The sequence below is a fragment of the Serratia sp. BIGb0234 genome, from assembly GCF_024809915.1.
GTDB classification, from domain to species: Bacteria; Pseudomonadota; Gammaproteobacteria; order Enterobacterales; family Enterobacteriaceae; genus Serratia; species Serratia liquefaciens.
In genome coordinates, this window is the sequence record NZ_JANUEI010000002.1 from 829787 (window position 1) to 850306 (window position 20520).

Sequence of the window (20520 nt, forward strand, 5' to 3'; positions counted from 1 at the left end):
ACGATTTCTGGCCTGTGGATGCCCTGTCCAGGGCCAGACTCGAATGCTGATGTTAACTTCGCGGTAACTCCGGCCAACGTCAGGCGCAGCCACAGTCCTCTCCACTGGCACTTCCCACCAGCGAGCCCGGCTTTTCACCGGTGGCAACGGGATGACCATCACGTATCCAGAAGTCCAATCCACCAATCAGCTCTTTCACCCGCAGCCCCTGTTGAGCCAGTTTGTAAGCCCCTTTGGTCGAACCGTTGCAGCCGATGCCATCACAATAAGTGACGTAAACCTTGTCGCGATCCAGATGCGCCGTGCCCGCCTCGTTCATCAAGCGGTGCGGCAAACTGATAGCGCCGGGAATATGCCCGGCCACATAGAGTGCCTCTGCACGGGTATCGATCACCAGGATCTCACTGACCCCGTTGCGCAGATCCTCCGCCACGTCCCACGCATCCGCGTAATAACTCAGCTTTGCGGCCAGATAATCAAGGCTCTGGGCCGCGCTGCCCGGTGGAAAAGCCAAAACCAATGAAGATACCGCCATGGAATTCACTCCTGTAGAGAAAGACTGATGACAATATTGCCTGATTTTGGTCTTATGCTTGATACCCATTTTCGCCCATGGATAAGTCCCATTATGGCTAACGCATTGCCCACTCTGTTTCATCAACCGGAACACGCCGGTGGCACCTTGCGTGAACGCGTCTGCAGCACGCTGCGCCGGGCTATTCATCATGGGGCTCTTGGTCCTGGGCAACGCTTGCCCTCATCGCGGGTCCTGGCTGAAGATTTGGGCGTCTCGCGCGTAACCACCGAAGCAGCCTATGCTCAGTTGGAAGCCGAAGGCTATCTGCAGCGCCGCGTTGGTCAAGGCACCTTCGTGGCGATCAACATCGTCAAGTCGCCATCCGCCGCCAAAGTCAGCGGCGAACCCCGCCTTTCGCTGCGCGGCACGCAGATCGCGCAAACCGGTGGCTGCCACGATCCACTGCAGCCTCTGCCCTTCGCTGCCGGTTCGCCGGATTTACGTGCTTTCCCGCTAAAACTGTGGAAACAGCTCACCGCTCAACAACTGCGTCTGCGTGGGGAAGCTCTGATGCGCTATGGCGATCCTCAGGGCTACTTTCCGCTACGCGAAGCCATTGCCGGCTATGTCAGCCAGACGCGCGGCGTTAACTGCGATGCGCAGCAGGTCGTGGTGCTGACCAGTTCGCAGCAGGCCCTGCAGCTGATTGCCACCCTGCTGTTGGATAGCGGTGACAAAGTGTGGATGGAAGACCCCGGTTATCGCGGTGCCAGAAACGCCTTTAGCAGCGTCGGAGCCGAACTTGTCCCGGTCAAGGTGGACGACGCCGGACTGATGCCCGATGAACACCTGCCTGCACCTCGACTGATTTACCTGACGCCCTCGCATCAATACCCCACCGGCGTAGCACTCAGCCTGCCACGCAGGCTCGAGCTGCTGGCGCTGGCACAACGGCAGCGGGCCTGGATTATTGAAGATGATTACGACAGCGAGTTTCACTATGACGGCCAGCCGATGCCGGCGATGCAGGGATTGGATCGGCACGGCAACGTGCTTTATCTGGGCACCTTTTCCAAGGCGCTGTTTCCTTCCCTGCGGCTGGCTTATTTGGTGTTGCCACCGGCGTTGGTGGAGCCTTTTACCACCGCACGCACGGTATACGACGGCCACAGCGCCCAATTGATGCAGGCGGTGACCGCCGAATTTATCCAGCAGGGGCACTTTGCCGCTCATATCCGCTATATGCGCCAGCTGTACCGCAGCCGTCGTGACCTGTTACTGGCGGAGGTGCAGGAAAAGCTTGGGCATTTCGCCACCCCGCAACCGGCAGGGGGCGGCTTGCAGCTCAGCGTTTGGCTGCCGCCCGGGCAGGAGAGCGCCCTGACTCAGCAGGCGCAGCGCCTGGGCGTAGTCACGCCCGGATTGACGGCACAGTACCAAACCCCGAGCCTGCGGCGCGACGGCTGGCTGCTGGGCTTTTCCGCCCTGACACCGGGCGAGATCCGCGCCGCCGTCGAGCGGTTGACGCGGATCTTGCCTGCTTGACCTTGCGGGACGCTTGGCGGCCCCGAGTCAGGTTACTGCTCGGTCAACCGTAGCTCGGCCACCAACGGCAGGTGATCGCTGACCGCCGGCCAGTGAATGCCGTTCCAGTCGCCGCTGGCGTTCGGCACCGTCAGGCTGTCCAGATGCCAGCGCTGGGCATTGCCGCTAAAGATATAATCGACCTTGATTTCGGCGTTTTCCGCCGGCCAGCTGCGGCCATCCTGCTGCTTGGGCATGATATCGTTCCAATAGCGGCTCAGCTCAGTCCAGGTGACGCTGCCCGGCACGTCGTTCATATCGCCGAACAACAGCTTGATGCCGCGCATTTCAATCGTGCGGTCATTCAGTTCGCGCACCTGATCCAGCCGCATCGCCGGATCTTCCTTGGTGTCCAGATGGGTATTGATCAGGGTAATCGGCGCCGGGAACTCGGGCACGTCGGTCTGGGCGCTGAATGCTATTCGCTGTTCGCGCTGACCGGAAGGCAACGGGTAAATTTTGCTGTCATGCAGCGGGTATTTCGATAAAAACGCCAGCCCATATTCGCCGCCGTCAAAATCAATCGCGCGGCCGAACGCGACGTGCATACCGGTCAGTTTGGCCAGTTCCTCCGCCTGATCGAGCTTGCCGCTGCGGCCGGTCAGTTTGTCCACCTCCTGCAGCGCCACCACATCGACATTCATCGCCTTGATCGCTTTGGCGATTGCGGTCATGTCGCTGACCTTGCCGGCGGCGATATTGAAGCTGGCTACGCGGATCTTCGGTGCCTGCTCCAGGCTATAGGTTTTGTTTTTCAGACCGCCGAGCGCACTGGCCACTTCACGGCTATTGGCGTTGCTGTTGGCATGGCCACCATCGGTGGATGACCAGGCCGTATGCGATATTCCCAGGGATAACAAAGTGATAAGTAAAGCATGACGTGAGCGCATGTATTCTCCTTTAACGATCCTATTATTTGGGGGCACTCGTTCCCCCACAGCTAACAACGATTTTGCCGCAGTTACCCGAGACTATTTCCTAGTTGTGCCGCTATTTTTTTATTCTGCGCGGCATCTCGCATTCCGGCAGCGAAAGCATTGCACCATTGGACAACCGGCTGATTTAGCTTTAAAACCGATAGACCGCTTATCGAGAGGAACCCGCATGACCAGCGCCATTGCCGAACAGCTCACCGAACGTTTCTTCCGCTATCTGGCGGTGACCAGCCAGAGCGACGCCGCCGCAACCACCCTGCCCAGCACGCCGGGCCAACATGATATGGCCAAGCTGCTGGCGGCCGAACTGCGCCAGCTAGGCATGCAAGACGTGCAAATCGACGAGCACGCTACCGTGACCGCCCGCAAACCCGGCAATCAGCCAGGCGCTCCGCGTATCGGCTTTATCACCCATATCGATACCGTTGACGTTGGCCTGTCGGCCCATATTCACCCGCAGCGCCTGCGCTTTACCGGCCAGGATCTGTGCCTGAATGCCGAACACGATATCTGGCTGCGCACCGCCGAACATCCTGAGATCCTGGCCTATCCGAATGAAGAAATTATTTTCAGCGACGGCACCAGCGTGCTCGGCGCCGATAACAAAGCGGCGGTCACGGTGGTCATGACCCTGCTGGCCAACCTGAGCGCCTCCGATCGCCACGGCGACATTGTGGTGGCCTTTGTCCCGGATGAGGAAATTGGCCTGCGCGGCGCCAAAGCGCTGGATCTGGCGCGTTTCGAGGTGGATTTTGCCTATACCATCGACTGCTGCGAGTTGGGGGAAGTGGTGTATGAGAACTTCAATGCCGCAGGTGCGGAGATCCGTATCGAAGGGGTCACCGCGCACCCCATGTCGGCGAAGAACGTGCTGATCAACCCGATTCGCATCGCTAACGACATCATCAACCAATTCGACATCAAGGACACACCGGAACATACCGAGGGGCGCGAAGGCTACTTCTGGTTCAACGATCTGACCGCCAATGCCAACCTCGCTACGTTGAAAGTGTCGATCCGCGATTTTGACCTGGCCGGGTTCAACGCGCGTAAAGAGCGCATTCAGGAAGTGGTGCGACAGGTGGCGGCAAACTACCCGCGCGCCAAGGTCAGCTGCAAGGTGACGGATATCTACAGCAATATCAGCAACTCTATCGGGGAAGACCAGCGAGCCATTGAGCTGATTTTCGGTGCCCTGGCCGCCCACGGCATTCCCCCCAAGGTGATCCCGATGCGTGGCGGCACCGACGGCGCCGCACTCTCCAGCCGTGGGCTGCTGACGCCGAACTACTTCACCGGCGCGCACAATTTCCATTCGCGCTTTGAGTTTCTGCCGATCAGCGCCTTTGTAAAATCCTATCAGGTGACTCGCAGCATCTGCTTGCTGGCCGCACGCGGTTAGACGCCATGGTGTAAAAGCGCGGTATGGCAGGAAAATACCGCGCTTAAGCCAACAGCCAGCCAAGCAAGCCGGCCCAGACCAGTAACGGCAACGAAAAGTAATGAAATTTCAGCCAAATTTTGCGCTCGTCCGCCATACGCAGCGCAATCAGATTCGCCAGCGAACCGATCGCCAGCCCAAAGCCACCGGCGTTGACCGCATAGGCCAGCAGTTGGCTGGAAGGCACGTAATTGAGCATTAAAATGGTCGCCGGCACGTTGCTGATCACCTGCGACAGGCCAATCCCCAAAGCGTAAATACCCCCGTTACCCAGCGTAGCGATATCGGCGAACCAAGGCTGGATCGCCTGCAAGCGGGTAAACAGCCCCACGTCGATGAACATCGCGATAAAGACAAAAATCAGGCTCCAGTCGATCTGCAGCAATACCCGACGCGCCAGCAGTAAAAAACCGACGAACACCGCCAACAGGCCATACAGCGGCAGATCAAGATCCAGACACAGCAGAAAAATCACGTACAGCGCCACACAGCTCAGCAACAGGCGTAGCTGATACGGATAACCTTCGGTGTGCGGCGCTTTAACGATATCCCGCGCGGGGAAGCAGAACCCGGTCAGCAGCAGCAAACTGACCAGCATCACCACGCCAAACGGTGCCATTTGGCCAATGAACCCCAGGAAAGAGAGTGAAGACTTGCTCCACAGCAGAATGTTTTGCGGGTTGCCAATCGGCGTCAGCAATGAACCGGCATTGACCGCCAGCGCCTGGAAGATAATCAACCGGCCAATCGGTAACGACGACAGTTTTTTCAGCGTGATGGTCAGCGGAATGACGATAAACAGCGCCACGTCGTTAGTCAGGAACGACGACAGCAACGCGGCGGAAAACACCAGAAACAGCGCCAATCGCCGCTCGCTGTGCAGCGTATTGATGATTTTGCGGCCAACAAAATCGAAATAACCGCTGACCTCGACGCCCTTGGTGAGTAACATCAATCCAAGCAGCGTAATGATGGTGCGCCAGTCGATAAAACTGTTTAACGCAGGCAGCTGTTGCGGGTTAAAGGCCGCCATCAGTACGCCGACTAACAGCAAAATATGCAAAAAACGATCTTTCAGGAACGGCTGAATCAGCCGGGAAACGGCGTTTGAACTCATGTTGAGCGCTTCAAAAAAACAACCAGGGATCAGGAACCAGACGTTAGCCCAAGCACGGCGGCAACGCCAGCAAAATGCTCTTTTACCGTTAACTGCTTTTCATTTGCCGCGCTTTACTTTATTTGTAGCGCCTTTCACTGTTTCAAAGGATGTTTTCATGGCTAACGTTTTTGCCAAAGGGCTGTTGCTGAGTGTGACCATCGGCTTACTGGCTGCCTGTAATGACCCGGATACCCGCCCACAGATCGACATTGAAGGCAAAACCATGGGCACCTTCTACAGCGTCAAGGTCAGCGGTGACGTGGCGGTCAATAAACAGCAGTTGCAACAGCAGATTGACGCCGTGCTGGAACGCGCCAATGACGATATCTCCACCTATCGCAATGATTCTGTGCTTTCGCGTTTTAATCAAACCCAGAGTACCGAGCCACAGCCGATCCCGCGCGGAATGGCGGATATTATCCTGATGGCTCAGCGCATTGGCCGCGACACTCAGGGCGCGATGAATATCACCGTGGGTCCGCTGGTGAATTTATGGGGCTTTGGCCCAGACAAGCGTGTGGTCAAGGTACCGAGCCAACAGCAAATAGAGGCGGCACAAAAAAATATTGGCCTGCAGCACCTCAAGCTACTCAGCGACAGCCGTGGCGAATGGCTGCAAAAGGACTTGCCCGGGATGTATGTTGATCTCTCGACGTTGGGCGAAGGCTATGGCGTCGATCAGTTGGTGCAGCTGATGGCCCGTAATGGTATCACCCATTATCTGGTGTCGGTCGGTGGTGCAGTATCCTCGCGCGGCATTAACGGGCAGGGCAAACCCTGGCGCGTGGCGATCCAAAAACCGACCGACCGCGAAAATGCGGTTCAGGCACTGGTTGATTTGCAGGGTTACGGCATCAGCACCGCCGGCAGCTACCGCAACTATTTTGAACAGGACGGGCAGCGCTATTCGCACGTGATCGATCCCACAACCGGCAGGCCGATTACTCATCGCCTGGTCTCCGCTACGGTGATAGCGCCCACCGCGCTGGAAGCCGACGGTTGGGATACCGGGTTGATGGTGTTGGGGACGGAAAAAGCGCTCAAACTGGCGGAAGAAAAAGGCTTGGCGGTCTACCTGATCAGCAAAACCGATGATGGGTTCAGCGCCGTAATGACGCCGCAGTTCAAGGCGTTTCTGGTGAAATAGTTTCTGTGCGGTAAAGACGGGGCGCAGTGCACTGCGCCCCGCTTGCTTATCCTTTTCGGTGCAGTAACAGGTAAACCACAGGAACCACCAACATCGACAACAGCGGTGCACTGAGCATGCCGCCAATCATCGGTGCCGCAATGCGCCGCATTACCTCAGAACCGGCACCGTTACCCCACATGATCGGCAATAGCCCGGCCATAATGGTGGCAACGGTCATCACTTTTGGTCGCACCCGCAATACCGCCCCCTCGGTGATGGCATCCATCAGCTGTTTTTGCGTGAGCGGTTGTCCCGGCTGGCGATGTTTTTCCAACGCATGGTTCAAGTACAGAACCATTATCACGCCGAATTCCGCCGCCACACCCGCCAGCGCGATAAAGCCAACTGCCCCGGCCACCGACAGGTTGTAGTTCAGCAAATACAGCAGCCATACTCCGCCGATCAGCGCAAACGGCAGCGTCGCCATGATCAACAACGCATCACGCACGCTGCTGAAGGTGACAAACAGCAGCACGAAAATGATTGCCAATGTTACCGGCAGTACGATTTTCAACTGAGCGCTGGCGCGTTCAAGATATTCAAACTGCCCGGACCAGCTCAACGACACCCCGGCCGGCAGCTTGACCTGCTGCGCGACAGCCTGCTGCATCTCTTCCACCGCCGATTTGAGATCGCGCCCGCGCAGATCGACATAAATCCAGTTGGAGAGCCGCGCGTTTTCACTTTTCAGCATCGGCGGCCCTTCGCTAACCCGAATATCCGCCAGCATCGACAGCGGCACCTGGCCACCGCTGGCGGTCAGTACCGGTAACGCCTGCAACTGCTGTACCGAATCACGCACCTCACGCGGATAACGCACATTGATCGGGTAACGCGCCCGGCCCTCAACGGTTTCGCCAATGTTTTCGCCCCCCACCAGCGTCGCCACCATGGATTGCAGCTCTTTCACCGAAACGCCGTAGCGCGCAGCCCGCTGACGGTCGATATCGATATCCACGTAGCGGCCGCCGGTGATGCGTTCTGCCAGCGCCGAAGTGACGCCCGGCACCTGCTTCACCACCTGCTCAATCTGCCCGGAAATCCGTTCGATATCGGCCATGTTATTGCCGTTCACCTTGATGCCCACCGGACTTTTGATTCCGGTGGCCAACATGTCCAGCCGATTGCGGATCGGCGGAACCCAGACGTTGGCAATACCCGGCACCTTGACCACCGCATCCAGTTCCGCCACCAGCTTGTCCATGGTCATGCCCGGTCGCCACTGGTCACGCGGTTTGAAACGAATGGTGGTTTCCAGCATGGTCAGCGGCGCGGGATCGGTAGCGCTTTCCGCCCTGCCGGCCTTACCGAACACCGTCGCTACCTCCGGCACGGTTTTGATCAACCTGTCGGTCAGTTGCAGTAGCCTGCTGGCCTCGCGCGCCGACATCCCCGGCAGCGAGGAAGGCATATACAACAGGTCACCTTCGTCGAGCTGCGGCATAAATTCGCTGCCCAACCGGCTAAGCGGATAGGCGGTTAACAGCAACAGCAGGCACGAAATCCCCAGCGTGGTTTTTGGCCGTGCCAACACCGACGCCAGCACCGGCTGATACAGGCGGATCAGCCAGCGGTTGATCGGATTGGCATGTTCGTCGGGAATGCGGCCGCGGATAAAGTAGCCCATCAGCACCGGCACCAGCGTAATGCCCAGACCGGCTGCCACCGCCATGGCGTAGGTTTTGGTGTAGGCCAGCGGGGAGAACATCCGGCCTTCCTGCGCCTGCAGGGTGAACACCGGAATGAAGGACAGCGTGATAATCAGCAAACTGCAAAACAGCGCCGGCCCCACCTCCACCGCCGCCTGCTCTGAAATGCGCCAATAATCCGTCGACGTCGGCTGCTGTCCGGGATGGCGTTGCCGCCACTGCTCCAGCACCTTATGCATGTTCTCAATCATGACGATGGCCGCATCCACCATGGCGCCAATGGCGATGGCGATTCCCCCCAGCGACATGATATTGGCGTTTACGCCCTGGTAATGCATCACCACAAAGGCGCCAAGAATGCCGAGCGGCAGCGTGATCATCGCCACCAGCGCCGAACGAAAATGGAACAGGAACAGCGTGCACACCAAAGCCACCACGATAAACTCCTCCAGGAGCTTGTGGGACAAGGTTTCAATTGCATGTTCGATCAGTTGGGAGCGGTCGTACACGGTCACAATTTCCACACCCGGCGGCAGGGTCTGCTGAACCTCCTGCAGCTTGACCTTCAACGCGTTGATGGTTTCCAGGGCATTTTTGCCGTAGCGCATCACGACGATGCCGCCCGCCACTTCGCCCTCGCCGTTCAGCTCCGCCACGCCCCGGCGGATCTCCGGCCCTTCGCGCAGTGTTGCCACTTGCGACAGCAGGATCGGTACACCGTCACGCACGGTGATTACCACGTTGGCAAAATCGCTGAGTTTTTTCAGGTAGCCCGAGGTGCGAACCATATACTCCGCCTCCCCCATTTCCAGCAGCGCACCGCCGCCTTCCTGGTTGGCGTCCTGAATGGCACTGACTACCTGTTGATGGGTGATGTTCAGCGCGCGCAGGCTGGGTGGATCCAGCACCACCTGATATTGGCGTACCATGCCGCCCACGCTGGCCACTTCCGCCACGTTGGGGACGGTTTTCAGTTCAAACTTCAGCGTCCAGTCTTGCAGCGCGCGCAGGTCGGCCAGGCTGTGCTTGCCGCTTTTATCCACCAGGGCATACTCGTACACCCAGCCGACGCCGGTGGCGTCCGGCCCCAGTGCCACCTTCACCTGCGGCGGCAGTGAGGATTGCACCTGGCTGAGCGCCTCCAGCACCCGCGAACGCGCCCAGTACAAATCGGTGCCGTTCTCAAACAACACGTAGACGTAGGCGTCGCCAAACATGGAAAAACCCCGTACCGTTTTGGCCCCCGGCACCGAGAGCAACGTGGTGGTCAGCGGATAGGTCACCTGATCTTCAATCACCTGCGGTGCCTTGCCCGGATAGGTGGCACGGACAATCACCTGTACGTCGGAGAGATCCGGCAGCGCATCCAGCGGCGCTTTCTGCAATGCCCAGATCCCCCAACCGGCCAACAGCAACGAAGCCAGCAGCACCAAGAGCCGGTTGCGCAGCGACCAGCGGATCACGAAAGCAATCATAAGTGGCCCCCATGTTCAGCGCTTGTCGGCACGATTTGGCTGATATGTGAACCTTGTTCATCAACGCTAAAGTGGATTTTTACGCTATCACCGGGTTTGATACCGACAGGTATTCCCCCTGGCGGCAGGGCAAAATCCATGATCATTGCCGGCCACTGCAGCTCCGGCACGGGGCCGTGGGACAGCGTGATGGTGCTCTCGTTCACGGCATCCACCACCCCCTCGGCCTGGTATTGTTTCACCTCGATTTGCGCCGCCATTTGTGGCAAGGCACTGCGCATGCTGGCCTCGGAATCAATCAGGAATTGGCCGGAGGTCACTACCCTTTGCCCAGCATTCAGCCCACGTTTGATTTCTACCCAGCCGTCCTGCACACGACCGGCCACCACGTCAACCGGCGTGAAGTGCCCATTGCCTTCGGCGATCAACACCCTATTGCGATCGCCGCTGTCGATCAGCGCCTCCTGCGGTATCGCCAACACCGGTTGGCCGAGGTTGCTGTGTGACAATGTCAGTTGCAGGTACATGCCCGGTCGAAGCTTTTGTTGAGGGTTTTTCAACAGGATGCGCGCTTTGAAGGTTCGGGTCAGCGGATCGACATTGGCCAGCAGTTCGCTCACCTCGCCTTCAAATCGTTCACCAGGCCAGCTGGCGGAAGCGGCCTGCACCTTATCGCCCACTTTCAACAATCCGGCCTGCGCCTGCGGATAATCGGCAACGATCCACACCGGATCGAGGCTGGCTAGTTCAAACAGCCCCTGCGCGGCCGTCACCTGAGCGCCCTCGAGCACGCTCAGCTTATTCACAAAACCATTTTCCGGTGCCGCTATCTGCACCCGCGGTTCGGGTTTACCTGAACGTTCCACTTGGCGGATCACCGCCTCGGGCATAAACAGCAACTGCAACCGCTGACGTGCAGCGGCGGTAAGTGCGCTATCGCCCAGTTTGCGTATCGCCAGATATTCCTGCTGTGCCGCACTCCAGTCGGGGATCCACAGCAATGCCAGGGCTTCGCCCTTTTTCACCTGTTGCTGACTGGCACGCACGTAGAGTTTTTCCACCAGTCCGTTGGCGCGGGCGGCGACAATCTGAACCCCGCGTTCATCGGTGGCGACGCTGCCGAAAGCGTTCAGTTGTGGCTCCAGTTGGCGCAATTGTGCAGCTTCGGTGCGAACGCCCAGGTTCTGCTGTTGCCGGGCGCTGATGGTCACGCCCCCTTCCGGCTCAGCCTCATCGGCATAGCGCGGCACCAGTTGCATATCCATAAAGGGCGATTTACCCGGTTGGTCAAAACGCTGCCCCGGCATCATCGGGTCGTACCAATAAAGCACCTGCCGCTCACTCTTGATGGCCGGCGCAGGCGCTTCTCCCGCTGCGCCAAACCAGTATCCCGCCAGCCCAGTGCCAATCAGCGCCGCTAACAGCGCCAGCTTGAATTGTATTTTCATTGCATTGATTCCTGAGGGGTGAGATAGCGAATGGCGGCCCAAATCTGTGCCAGTTCCCTGGCGGCCTTGCCGGCGCTGAGGCGACTGTCGAGCAGCGCCCGCCGAGCTTCCAGTACCGCCGACAAATCGCTTTTACCGCTGCGATACTGCGCTAACAGCAAAGTGACCCGCTGTTGTTGCAGGGGAATAGCCTGCTCCTGTTGGCGTTGCCACTGCGCCTGAGCCGCCTGATATTGCGCCAACAGCGTATCGAGCTGTGCCTGATGATCACGGATCAACAACGTGAGCCGATCGTTGGCCTCCATGCTGCGGGAAACATCAGCGGCATAGTCCTTATCCTGCCGCTGCGAGCGGAACAACGGCAGATCGACGGTAAACATCACCCCGGCCAAATCCTCGTACTCGTCGGCCCGTTTGCCGTAATACACCTCGACGCCGACGTCCGGTATCGCCGCCACCTCTGATTGCGCCGAACGCGCCTTGGCAACGTCCGCCTCACGGCTGGCCTGCAACACCTCGGGGTGTTGCCTGATGGCCTGCCGCAACACTTCGCTGTCCGCCGGTAAACGTTCAAAGCGCGGCATGGCCCCGGCGGTATCCGTCGCAGACAGGCCGGTCAACTGCGTCAGACGCGCCTGCGCGACAGCAACATCACGCTGCGCCTCGCTGATGCGATCCTGCATGCTTAGCAGCGTCAGCCTGGCATCCAGTACTCCACTCGCAGGGGTTCCCCCACCGGCTACCGCAGCACGCTGAGTGGCAATCTGGCGTTCACTCTCCGTCACCAGGGCTGAGGCATCCCGCAGGGTTTGCCGACTCAGCGCCAGCGCCAGCCAGGCCTGTGCGGTTTGCTGTTGAAGGCGAGCGCGAATGGTGGCGCTGCCCGCATCCGTCTGGCTGGCTTCGGCGCGCAGGGTATCCGCTTTACGCTGACGTTTGGTGCTGCTGACGTAATCCTGCATGATGCCGATTCGTCCCATGGTCATGCCTTCGCGGGTAAAACGCCGAGCGTTGCCGCCCTGCACCGGCACGTTTTCAATGCCGAACTTCAGCTTGGGATCGGGCAACTGCATTGCCGAATCCGCCATGTTCTGCAAGGCGTCAACCTGATGACGATTGGCGGATAACTCCGCCGAATAACCTTCGGCCGCCGTCAATGACTGTTGCAGCGTCAGATCCGCCGCCAGGGTGGCCGGTGCCCAACAGGCAAGCAGCAGCCAGCCCACCCGCCAAGGGTGAGAAAGGATAATGGTCATAACGCCTCCGTTATGGTCGAGCAGCGGCGATGGCGATCAGCTGATAACCGCCGTCGATCGGCAGGAAGCTGAAATCAACCTCGGTACCCACCGGCAAGACGGCGAATGAAGGCGATGAAGGGAGCAGGAAGCTCATGGTCATTGGCGGCCAACTGAGTGCAGGAATGGCCTGGTGCGCGATAGACACCTTTCGCTCATCCCAGCTTTTGACGACGCCCTGGCTGTGGATTTCAACGGCAGTTCTTGCGGCAGGATCCTGCATTGCCATATCGGCAGCGCTGGCGCTAAAGGAGAAAAACAGGGCGATCACTACGGCAGCAAATACATTACGCATAACGGGTACTCCATAAAATAGTTAACAAACGCGGAAAACCGTCGGGGACGGCAAAGCGGTTGTCAGAACTATTCACGGAACCGGCAGAAAACGATCTCTGCCGGCGGACCTGTTATCGGGGGCGTTTGCCAGGTATTGGAGGGGACTGAACGAGACGGGAAAGGCGTAATAACGGCCAATTCGCTGCTGGTGGGCAGCGCAGCCAACGCCAGGTTGCTGTGATCCTGTTGGGCTGACTCCGGAACGCAGTGTTTCTCACACAGCGGCTCTTGGGTCTGCATCTGCTGCTGCGACGGCACGCTGTTTTGCATATGCATCATATGCTGAGCCATCGGCGCTTCACCGCTGAACTGCAGGTTGCAGTTGTGGCTGGCCAACGCCAGTTGAGTATTCAACAACAGCCAACTGACGACCAATAACCATGCGCAGGCCCGCTTTTTAGCAAAGCGCAGGCGGTGCATGGATAAGGAGATGGACGCCAAAGCCGACATCAGATCGTTCCAGAGTGGGAGATAGCGGGAGTATATCGACCCGGACCGGGCGCAGGAATGGAATTTACATCCGCTGACAAAGAACTGCTCATCTCTGGGCCGGTAATATAAATGCCATGACTTCAATCAACTGGCGGCGGATTACCCAAACAAAAGCCCAGCAGATGCTGGGCTTTTAAACCGGGAGACTCTCCGACGGAAGGTTATTTGGTCAACGCGATAATACCCAGCGTCAGACCGGCAACTGCCGCCGCCCCACCGGCGATGGCGCCAGCGGTTTCCCAGTTGTCCTGCGTGGTGCCTTTCATGCAGGTATTGGTGTGCACCAGACGGCCCTGGTCGTCATAGACCGGGACACAAGGGGAATCGGTCGCGCACCCAGCCAGAATGACCGACAGCAATCCAACCGCAATTAACTTTTTCATACTCTTGCCTCAATGTTCGATCACTCTGAAACGCTACGCCGAGTGATATTCGCGCTATTGAGCCATTGTATGCGCAAAAGGCTGAACAAAGCGTTAATGATCCGTCAGGAGATGTAATTTGGGATAACTCCTAGCGGCCCGTCGGCAGGGATTGCAGGCATTAAAAAGCCCGCAAAAATGCGGGCTTGATCCAGAACCTTGAGGCCGGAATTACTTCTGCAGCTTGCGCATCACCAGCGTGGCGTTGGTGCCGCCGAAACCGAAGCTGTTGGACATCACGGTGGTCAACTCGCGTTGAGTTGGCTCAGTCACGATGTTCATGCCAGCGGCTTTCTCATCCAGGTTATCGATGTTGATGCTCGGCGCGATAAAGCCGTGCTCAACCATCAGCAGGCTGTAGATCGCTTCCTGCACGCCCGCGGCACCCAGTGAGTGACCGGTCATCGCCTTGGTGGAAGAGATTGCCGGGGTGTTGTCACCAAACACTTCGCGAATGGCACCCAGCTCTTTCACGTCGCCCACCGGCGTGGAGGTGCCGTGAACGTTCATGTAGTCGATTGGGGTATCAACGCCCTGCAGAGCCATCTTCATGCAGCGCACCGCGCCTTCACCTGATGGAGCCACCATGTCGGCACCGTCGGAGGTCGCACCGTAGCCGATGATTTCAGCATAGATGTGCGCACCACGCGCCAGAGCGTGTTCCAGCTCTTCAACCACCACCATACCGCCGCCGCCGGCGATGACGAAACCGTCACGGGCAGAGTCGTAAGTACGAGAAGCTTTTTCAGGGGTGTCGTTGTAGCTGGTGGACAGTGCGCCCATCGCATCGAACTCACAGGCCATTTCCCAGCACAGCTCTTCGCCGCCGCCGGCAAAGACCACGTCCTGTTTGCCCAGTTGGATCAGTTCAACCGCGTGACCAATGCAGTGTGCAGAAGTTGCGCAGGCAGAGCTGATGGAATAGTTAACGCCACGAATTTTGAACGGGGTTGCCAGGCAAGCGGAAACGCCTGAAGCCATAGCCTTGGTCACCATGTACGGGCCAACGCCGCGCAGGCCTTTGGCACGCATGCCATCGGATCCGGCAACCTGGTTGCGCGGAGAACCACCACCTGAGCCAACAACCAGACCGGTGCGATCGTTGGAAACCTGATCGGCAGCCAGACCTGAGTCCTTGATGGCTTCTTCCATGGAAAGATAGGCATAAACGGACGCGTCGCTCATAAAGCGCATCACTTTACGGTCAATCAGACCCGTAGTGTCCAGTTTAACATCGCCCCATACGTGACTACGCATGCCGGAATCTTTCAGCTCCTGGGAGAAAGTGATCCCAGAACGACCTTCCTGCAGGCTCGCCAGGACCTCCTGCTGGTTGTTACCAATGCTGGAGACGATTCCCAGGCCAGTAATCACTGCACGTTTCATTCAATACCTCTTCCACAATTTTACATTCGGGATTTTGCATCGCACTTTAGCGTACAGATGTACGCCGAACAAGTCCGATCAGCGTTTTTCAGCTTTATTCTTATCCAGTTTGCGCCATAGCGCCAGCGCCGTTAGAATCCCGTCACCCCTTGAGTTACGAGCAACTAACCGTGAGCCACGCCCCGATCCAAACCGCAGCGTTATCCTGGAATGAACAGGGTACACCTGTTTCGAAACAGTTTGATGACGTCTACTTTTCCAATCAGGATGGGCTGGAAGAAACCCGCTATGTGTTTCTCATGGGCAACCGACTGCCGCAACGTTTTACCGACCACCCTCGCCCGCTGTTTATCGTGGCGGAAACCGGCTTCGGCACCGGGCTTAACTTTTTGACGCTGTGGCAGGCCTTTGCCGGTTTCCGCACGGCGATGCCGGACGCCCCGCTTCAGCGCCTGCACTTTATCAGCTTTGAAAAATTCCCGCTGCTGCAGGCCGATTTGGCGGCGGCGCATGCCCGCTGGCCGGAACTGGCGCCATATGCCGATGAATTACGCGCTCAATGGCCGTTGCCACTGCCGGGCTGCCACCGGCTGCTGCTGGCCGAAGGGCGCATCACGCTCGATCTGTGGTTTGGCGACGTGAACGCGTTGCTGCCTCACTTCGACGCCAGCATGAACCGTCAAATCGACGCCTGGTTCCTCGATGGCTTCGCCCCGGCAAAGAACCCTGATATGTGGACGGAGCAGCTGTTCACCGCCATGGCGCGCTTTGCCCGGCCGGGCGGCAGCCTTGCCACCTTTACCGCCGCAGGCTTCGTGCGTCGCGGCTTACAGCAGGCAGGGTTTGATGTCATCAAAACCAAAGGCTTCGGCCAGAAGCGAGAGATGCTGACCGGCGAGTTGCCTGCCGATGCGCCGGCCGTCGCTCACCCTGCTCCCTGGCTGATACGCCCGGTGGCGGAGAATACCGATGATATCGCCATCATTGGCGGCGGCGTCGCCAGCGCGCTAACCGCCCTCGCCCTGTTGCGACGCGGCGCAAAAGTCACGCTGTACTGCGCAGATCCGCAGCCGGGCGAAGGGGCATCAGGCAACCGTCAGGGCGCACTCTACCCTTTGCTGAACGGCCGAGCCGATGCGCTGGAAAATTTCTTCAGCGCCGCGTTTCCGTTTGCCCGTCGTCAGTACGATGCACTGGTGCGACAGGGCGTGGTATTCGACCATCAGTGGTGCGGTGTGAGCCAACTGGCCTTTGACGAGAAGAGCGCCGGGAAAATTGCCAAGATGCTGGCGGTTGAATGGCCGCAGGCGCTCGCCATGCCGGCCGACCGCGCTACGCTCAGCGCCTTGTGCGGCGTCGACAGCGGTTTTGGCGGCATTAACTACCCGCAGGGTGGCTGGCTGTGTCCGGCCGAGCTGACGCGCAGTGCGATTGCGCTGGCGCAACGTCAAGGGATGCGCTGCCATTATGACGCTACGCTCAGCGCTCTGACCGTCCAAGAAGCAGGTTGGCAACTCAGCTTTAGCCAGGGTGAAATTCGGCAGCATGCGACGGTGATTCTGGCCAACGGCCATCGGTTGTCCGAACTGACGCAAAGTGAAGCGCTGCCGGTTTATGCGGTGCGCGGTCAGGTATCCCATATTCCTACCACGCCGCAGCTGAGTGCATTGAAGCAGGTGCTGTGTTACGACGGCTACCTGACGCCGGTGAATGCCAATAATCAGCAGCACTGTATCGGCGCCAGTTACCAGCGCGGCGAGACCGCCACCGAATACCGCGAAGAAGAGCAGCAGGAAAATCGGGCTCGCCTGCTGCGTTGCCTGCCGGATCAAACCTGGCCGCTGGAGGTGGACGTCAGCGACCGCCAGGCGCGCTGCGGCGTACGCAGCGCCACTCGCGATCACCTGCCAATGGTAGGTGCAGTGCCCGACTACCAGGCCACGCTAACGCAGTACCAGGATCTGCAACGTCAACACCAACGCGGTGAAGCTATCGCCAATGCGCCGAGCTACCCCAATCTGTTCATGATTGGCGGGTTAGGCTCTCGTGGGTTGTGCTCGGCCCCGCTGGCGGCAGAGATTTTGGCGGCGCAGCTGTTTGGCGAACCTTTGCCGGGCGACGCAGACCTGTTAGCGGCGTTGAACCCGAATCGAATGTGGGTAAGGAAATTACTGAAGGGACGTGCGGTAGCGTAAGAAAAATCACGCAGGGCGCCGGCGACAGCGCCCTGCAGAAGCACTATCAGCCGGTAGGCAATGCCGTCTTGTACAGCGTTTCCCACATGCCATACACCAGTGCCTGATCCGGTGGTGACAGTTCACCGGCGGCAATGGCTTTATGCAGGCTGCCTTCCACCTGCGCCTTCAGCGCTTCAGCGGAGTGTTCACCCAGCTCTTCGACCTCGGCAACCGCCAACGTCAGATGACCGCGCAGGTAGCCACCGGCAAACAGTTCATCATCGCTGGCGTGCTCTACCATGTCATCAATCAGCGCCAAAATGCGCGCTTCAAATTCTGCGATCATCAAATTTCCTCTCATACCCTTCATCTTTCAAACTCCAGCGTTGTTGGCTGCGCTCACGCCCCCCAGTCACTTACCTGAGTAAGCTCCTGGGGATTCGTTTGCTTGCCGCCTAGCTACAGCTTGAAAGCTATTGGGTATCTATTTTCAGTTAAACATATATACCCGTCATACTTGAAGCTGCTTCTTTGTTGGCTGCGCCGACTCGCCCCGGTCACATAGTGGACTATGCTCCCAGGGACTCGCAGGCTTGCCGCCGCGATGCAACTCCAAGTATTTAGGGTATAGTCAGTTGAGATCTTCCGGATAGGGAAAATGCTCCGCCGCCAGCGGTGGCGTATTGTAAAACGATTGTAACGCCTGAATAAAGCGCGCAGGTCTTGTGGGTATTCCCTGCTCCAACAACAGCAGCACCCGTTCGCGCACCTTGCGCTGGAAGGCAATGCGGTCCGGCTCGCAGTCACCGTTGAGGTTGTCGCAACTGACGTTGAACGGGAAACCGGCGGCGACGCAGAACATCCATTCCAAAGATTGCGGTTTAATTTCCACCGCTTCAAATTCACTTTGCGTCTGTGCGTCTCGCCCGTCCGGGCAGTACCAGTAACCGAAATCTACCAACTTGCGGCGCTGTTCGCCGGCGATGCACCAGTGCGAGATTTCATGCATGCCGCTGGCGTAATAGCCATGGGCAAAAACGATCCGGCTATACGGCAGTTGATCGTCGGCCGGCAAATAGATCGGTTCATCGTCGCCTTTGACCAGTCGCGTGTTGTATTCATCGCTGAAGCACTGATTAAAAATTTCAATCAGTTGCTCATATTGATGGGTAGCCTGTGTGTCTGACATAAATAAAAATCCAATAACCACAAAAACAAAGAGGTAATTATTTCATTTTACCGCTCTTTTAGCATGCTAAAAATGCAGGGCCAGCCACTGCTGAATTTCAGCGCCGTGGTTGTCGTACAAGAGCTTGCAGCTCATCACCAGAGAAACGATGACGATCATCGGTCGGATCAGCTTTTGCCCGCGGGTCATCACCATGTGAGCCCCGAGGCGCGCACCGAGCACCTGCCCAACCAGCATCACCAGGCCAATACCCCACAGCACTTTGCCGCCAATGATAAACAACACCAGGCTGCCAAAGTTGGAAGTGAAGTTCAGCACCTTGGCGTGCGCGGTGGATTTGGCCAGGTTAAAACCGCACAGCGTTACGTAGGCCAGCGCATAGAAGGAACCGGCACCGGGCCCAAAGAAGCCATCGTAAAAACCGACGCAGCCACCGGCCACCAGCCCGAACGGCAAGGCGCTCAAACGGCGCTGCCGATCGTTTTCCCCCAACCGCGGCGTCAGCAGGAAGTACAGGCCGATGCCGATCACCAATAACGGCAGCATTTGCCGCAGCAGATCGGCGCGCATGTGCTGCACCAGCACAGCCCCGGCAACGGAACCGATCAGGGCCAGCAAAATGGTCAGCTTCTGATCGTTGAGATCGACTGCTCGTCGGCGGATAAAATACAGACTGGCGGAGAGGGAACCGCCCACCGACTGCAGCTTGTTGGTCGCCAGCGCCTGCGCCGGGGGAACCCCCACCGCCAGCAGTGCCGGTACGGTTAACAGCCCGCCGCCGCCGGCGATAGAGTCGATAAAGCCTGCGAGTAACGCCACCACAAACAAAACCCCGAGCATCTCGGGGCCTACGACGAACCAGTCCATTTATACCCCTCTTACTTGAAGCTGCATCTGTGTTGATTGCACTCACTCACCCGAATCACTTACTCGTGTAAGCTCATCGGGATTCCTTCCCTTACCGCCTTGATGCAACTCCAATTACTTTGGGTATATTATTCCGCAGCGAAATGGTTATCCAGCAAAGCCTGACAGGTCGGCGGTAACGGCGGCGGCACCGGTTTACCCGGTTTGGCGCTCGGCTGATGCGGCACGAACCAGCTTGCCAGCTCGGCACCGCAACCGTCGCCCGGCGGCGGCGTATCCTGTTCTTTACATTCCAGGCTGCCTGCCGGGCAGCGCAGACGCACGTGCATGTGGGCACGATGACCAAACCACGGGCGCACCTTGTGCAGCCAGTCGCGATCGGCACCGGCATCCAGACACAGACGCTGCTTGATCGCCGGGTTAACGAAGATGCGCGTCACTTCCTGATCCTGTGCCGCCGCTTTGATCAGCGATTCAATCTGCGGCTGCCACTGGCGAGCAACCACCTGCTTGCCGTCGCTGGAAACCAGATCGATCGGCTGCGGCTTCAGCAACTGCTGCGCACTCCAACGCTGGCGCGGCAACTGTAACCAGATGTCGACATCAAGCCCGGACTGATGGCTGGCATGGCCGCTGCTAAAGCGCCCACCGGCCGGCATCGCCATATCGCCGATCAGCACCGTGCCCAGATTTCTTTGGCTGGCTTTGCTGCTCAGACGCTGGATAAATGCCAGCAGATCCGGGTGGCCGAAGTAACGGCGTTGATCGGGCCGCATCACCTGATAATCAGGTGAGTTCAGCGGTAACGGCTGAGCGCCGATAATGCAACCGTTGGCAAAACCGCCCACTGCCTGCGGCGCGCCGGCCACCGGGTGGTCGATCTTCTGCCACGGCGTCAGCGCCAGGGCGGAGCCCGAAGCCATCAGGGCAAGGATGCCCAACATCCAGTTTTTCATGGG

18 protein-coding genes are annotated in these 20520 nt (G+C 58.4%); 4 read left to right on the forward strand and 14 right to left on the reverse strand.

The genetic code is table 11. The features are described from left to right. Nucleotides 1-79: 79 nt before the first annotated feature. Nucleotides 80-535: a rhodanese-like domain-containing protein gene (locus M2407_RS10875; RefSeq protein WP_128864622.1), complete on the reverse strand. Its 456-nt coding sequence runs from the start codon at nucleotides 533-535 to the stop codon at nucleotides 80-82. Nucleotides 536-628: 93 nt separating this feature from the next. Here M2407_RS10875 and M2407_RS10880 point away from each other — a divergent pair, with 93 nt between their 5' ends. Continuing rightward, nucleotides 629-2062: a PLP-dependent aminotransferase family protein gene (locus tag M2407_RS10880; RefSeq protein WP_409049649.1), complete on the forward strand. Its 1434-nt coding sequence runs from the start codon at nucleotides 629-631 to the stop codon at nucleotides 2060-2062. 32 nt (nucleotides 2063-2094) lie between these two features. Here M2407_RS10880 and M2407_RS10885 read toward each other — a convergent pair whose 3' ends face one another. Further along, nucleotides 2095-2991 carry an endonuclease/exonuclease/phosphatase family protein gene (locus M2407_RS10885; RefSeq protein WP_020827894.1) on the reverse strand — a complete coding sequence of 299 codons (897 nt, stop codon included), beginning with the start codon at nucleotides 2989-2991 and terminating at the stop codon, nucleotides 2095-2097. A gap of 214 nt (nucleotides 2992-3205) precedes the next feature. Here M2407_RS10885 and pepT point away from each other — a divergent pair, with 214 nt between their 5' ends. Beyond that, nucleotides 3206-4438, forward strand: coding sequence for a peptidase T (gene pepT / locus M2407_RS10890; protein WP_122079923.1), 1233 nt, complete (start codon nucleotides 3206-3208; stop codon nucleotides 4436-4438). Between the two features lie 43 nt (nucleotides 4439-4481). On the opposite strand, the gene M2407_RS10895 is transcribed toward pepT, so the two are convergent. After that, a complete protein-coding gene (locus tag M2407_RS10895) occupies nucleotides 4482-5594 on the reverse strand; it encodes an SLC13 family permease (protein ID WP_046373030.1) in 1113 nt (370 codons plus the stop codon). A 157-nt stretch (nucleotides 5595-5751) separates the two neighbouring features. Here M2407_RS10895 and apbE point away from each other — a divergent pair, with 157 nt between their 5' ends. Further along, a complete protein-coding gene (apbE, locus tag M2407_RS10900; RefSeq protein ID WP_201896173.1) occupies nucleotides 5752-6783 on the forward strand; it encodes an FAD:protein FMN transferase ApbE in 1032 nt (343 codons plus the stop codon). A 46-nt stretch (nucleotides 6784-6829) separates the two neighbouring features. On the opposite strand, the gene M2407_RS10905 is transcribed toward apbE, so the two are convergent. From M2407_RS10905 to fabB, 7 genes are all read right to left on the reverse strand, one after another. Next, entirely contained in the window at nucleotides 6830-9949 is a 3120-nt protein-coding gene (locus M2407_RS10905; RefSeq protein WP_259218019.1) for an efflux RND transporter permease subunit, read from the reverse strand. Beyond that, complete coding sequence (locus M2407_RS10910; RefSeq protein WP_259218020.1) at nucleotides 9946-11397, reverse strand: efflux RND transporter periplasmic adaptor subunit; 1452 nt, start codon at nucleotides 11395-11397, stop codon at nucleotides 9946-9948. The genes M2407_RS10905 and M2407_RS10910 overlap by 4 nt, the downstream gene beginning before the upstream one ends. After that, nucleotides 11394-12653 carry a TolC family protein gene (locus tag M2407_RS10915; protein WP_259218022.1) on the reverse strand — a complete coding sequence of 420 codons (1260 nt, stop codon included), beginning with the start codon at nucleotides 12651-12653 and terminating at the stop codon, nucleotides 11394-11396. Before M2407_RS10915 ends, M2407_RS10910 begins: the two co-directional genes overlap by 4 nt. Nucleotides 12654-12663: 10 nt before the next feature. After that, nucleotides 12664-12987, reverse strand: a complete 324-nt coding sequence (locus M2407_RS10920; RefSeq protein ID WP_020827901.1) for a copper-binding protein — start codon at nucleotides 12985-12987, stop codon at nucleotides 12664-12666. Nucleotides 12988-13055: 68 nt separating this feature from the next. Beyond that, on the reverse strand, nucleotides 13056-13478 hold the full coding sequence (locus tag M2407_RS10925) for a hypothetical protein (protein WP_201896169.1): 423 nt from the start codon (nucleotides 13476-13478) through the stop codon (nucleotides 13056-13058). Nucleotides 13479-13681: 203 nt separating this feature from the next. Next, nucleotides 13682-13903, reverse strand: a complete 222-nt coding sequence (locus M2407_RS10930; protein WP_020827903.1) for a membrane protein — start codon at nucleotides 13901-13903, stop codon at nucleotides 13682-13684. A 210-nt stretch (nucleotides 13904-14113) separates the two neighbouring features. After that, the gene (fabB, locus tag M2407_RS10935; RefSeq protein WP_020827904.1) at nucleotides 14114-15328 is read right to left on the reverse strand and encodes a beta-ketoacyl-ACP synthase I; all 1215 of its coding nucleotides are present in this window, start codon (nucleotides 15326-15328) and stop codon (nucleotides 14114-14116) included. Nucleotides 15329-15498: 170 nt separating this feature from the next. Between fabB and mnmC the strand changes: the two genes are divergently transcribed. Beyond that, the gene (mnmC, locus tag M2407_RS10940) at nucleotides 15499-17523 is read left to right on the forward strand and encodes a bifunctional tRNA (5-methylaminomethyl-2-thiouridine)(34)-methyltransferase MnmD/FAD-dependent 5-carboxymethylaminomethyl-2-thiouridine(34) oxidoreductase MnmC (protein WP_259218028.1); all 2025 of its coding nucleotides are present in this window, start codon (nucleotides 15499-15501) and stop codon (nucleotides 17521-17523) included. 46 nt (nucleotides 17524-17569) lie between these two features. Here the strand turns inward: mnmC and M2407_RS10945 are convergent, their stop codons facing one another. From M2407_RS10945 to mepA, 4 genes are all read right to left on the reverse strand, one after another. After that, nucleotides 17570-17851, reverse strand: a complete 282-nt coding sequence (locus M2407_RS10945; protein WP_128864629.1) for a YfcL family protein — start codon at nucleotides 17849-17851, stop codon at nucleotides 17570-17572. A 285-nt stretch (nucleotides 17852-18136) separates the two neighbouring features. Then, nucleotides 18137-18694 carry an elongation factor P hydroxylase gene (locus M2407_RS10950; RefSeq protein WP_122079929.1) on the reverse strand — a complete coding sequence of 186 codons (558 nt, stop codon included), beginning with the start codon at nucleotides 18692-18694 and terminating at the stop codon, nucleotides 18137-18139. A 66-nt stretch (nucleotides 18695-18760) separates the two neighbouring features. Further along, nucleotides 18761-19561 (reverse strand): sulfite exporter TauE/SafE family protein, encoded by an 801-nt coding sequence (locus tag M2407_RS10955; protein ID WP_046373022.1) that lies wholly within the window; start codon nucleotides 19559-19561, stop codon nucleotides 18761-18763. Between the two features lie 128 nt (nucleotides 19562-19689). Next, complete coding sequence (gene mepA / locus M2407_RS10960) at nucleotides 19690-20517, reverse strand: penicillin-insensitive murein endopeptidase (RefSeq protein ID WP_044552709.1); 828 nt, start codon at nucleotides 20515-20517, stop codon at nucleotides 19690-19692. Nucleotides 20518-20520: the final 3 nt, after the last annotated feature.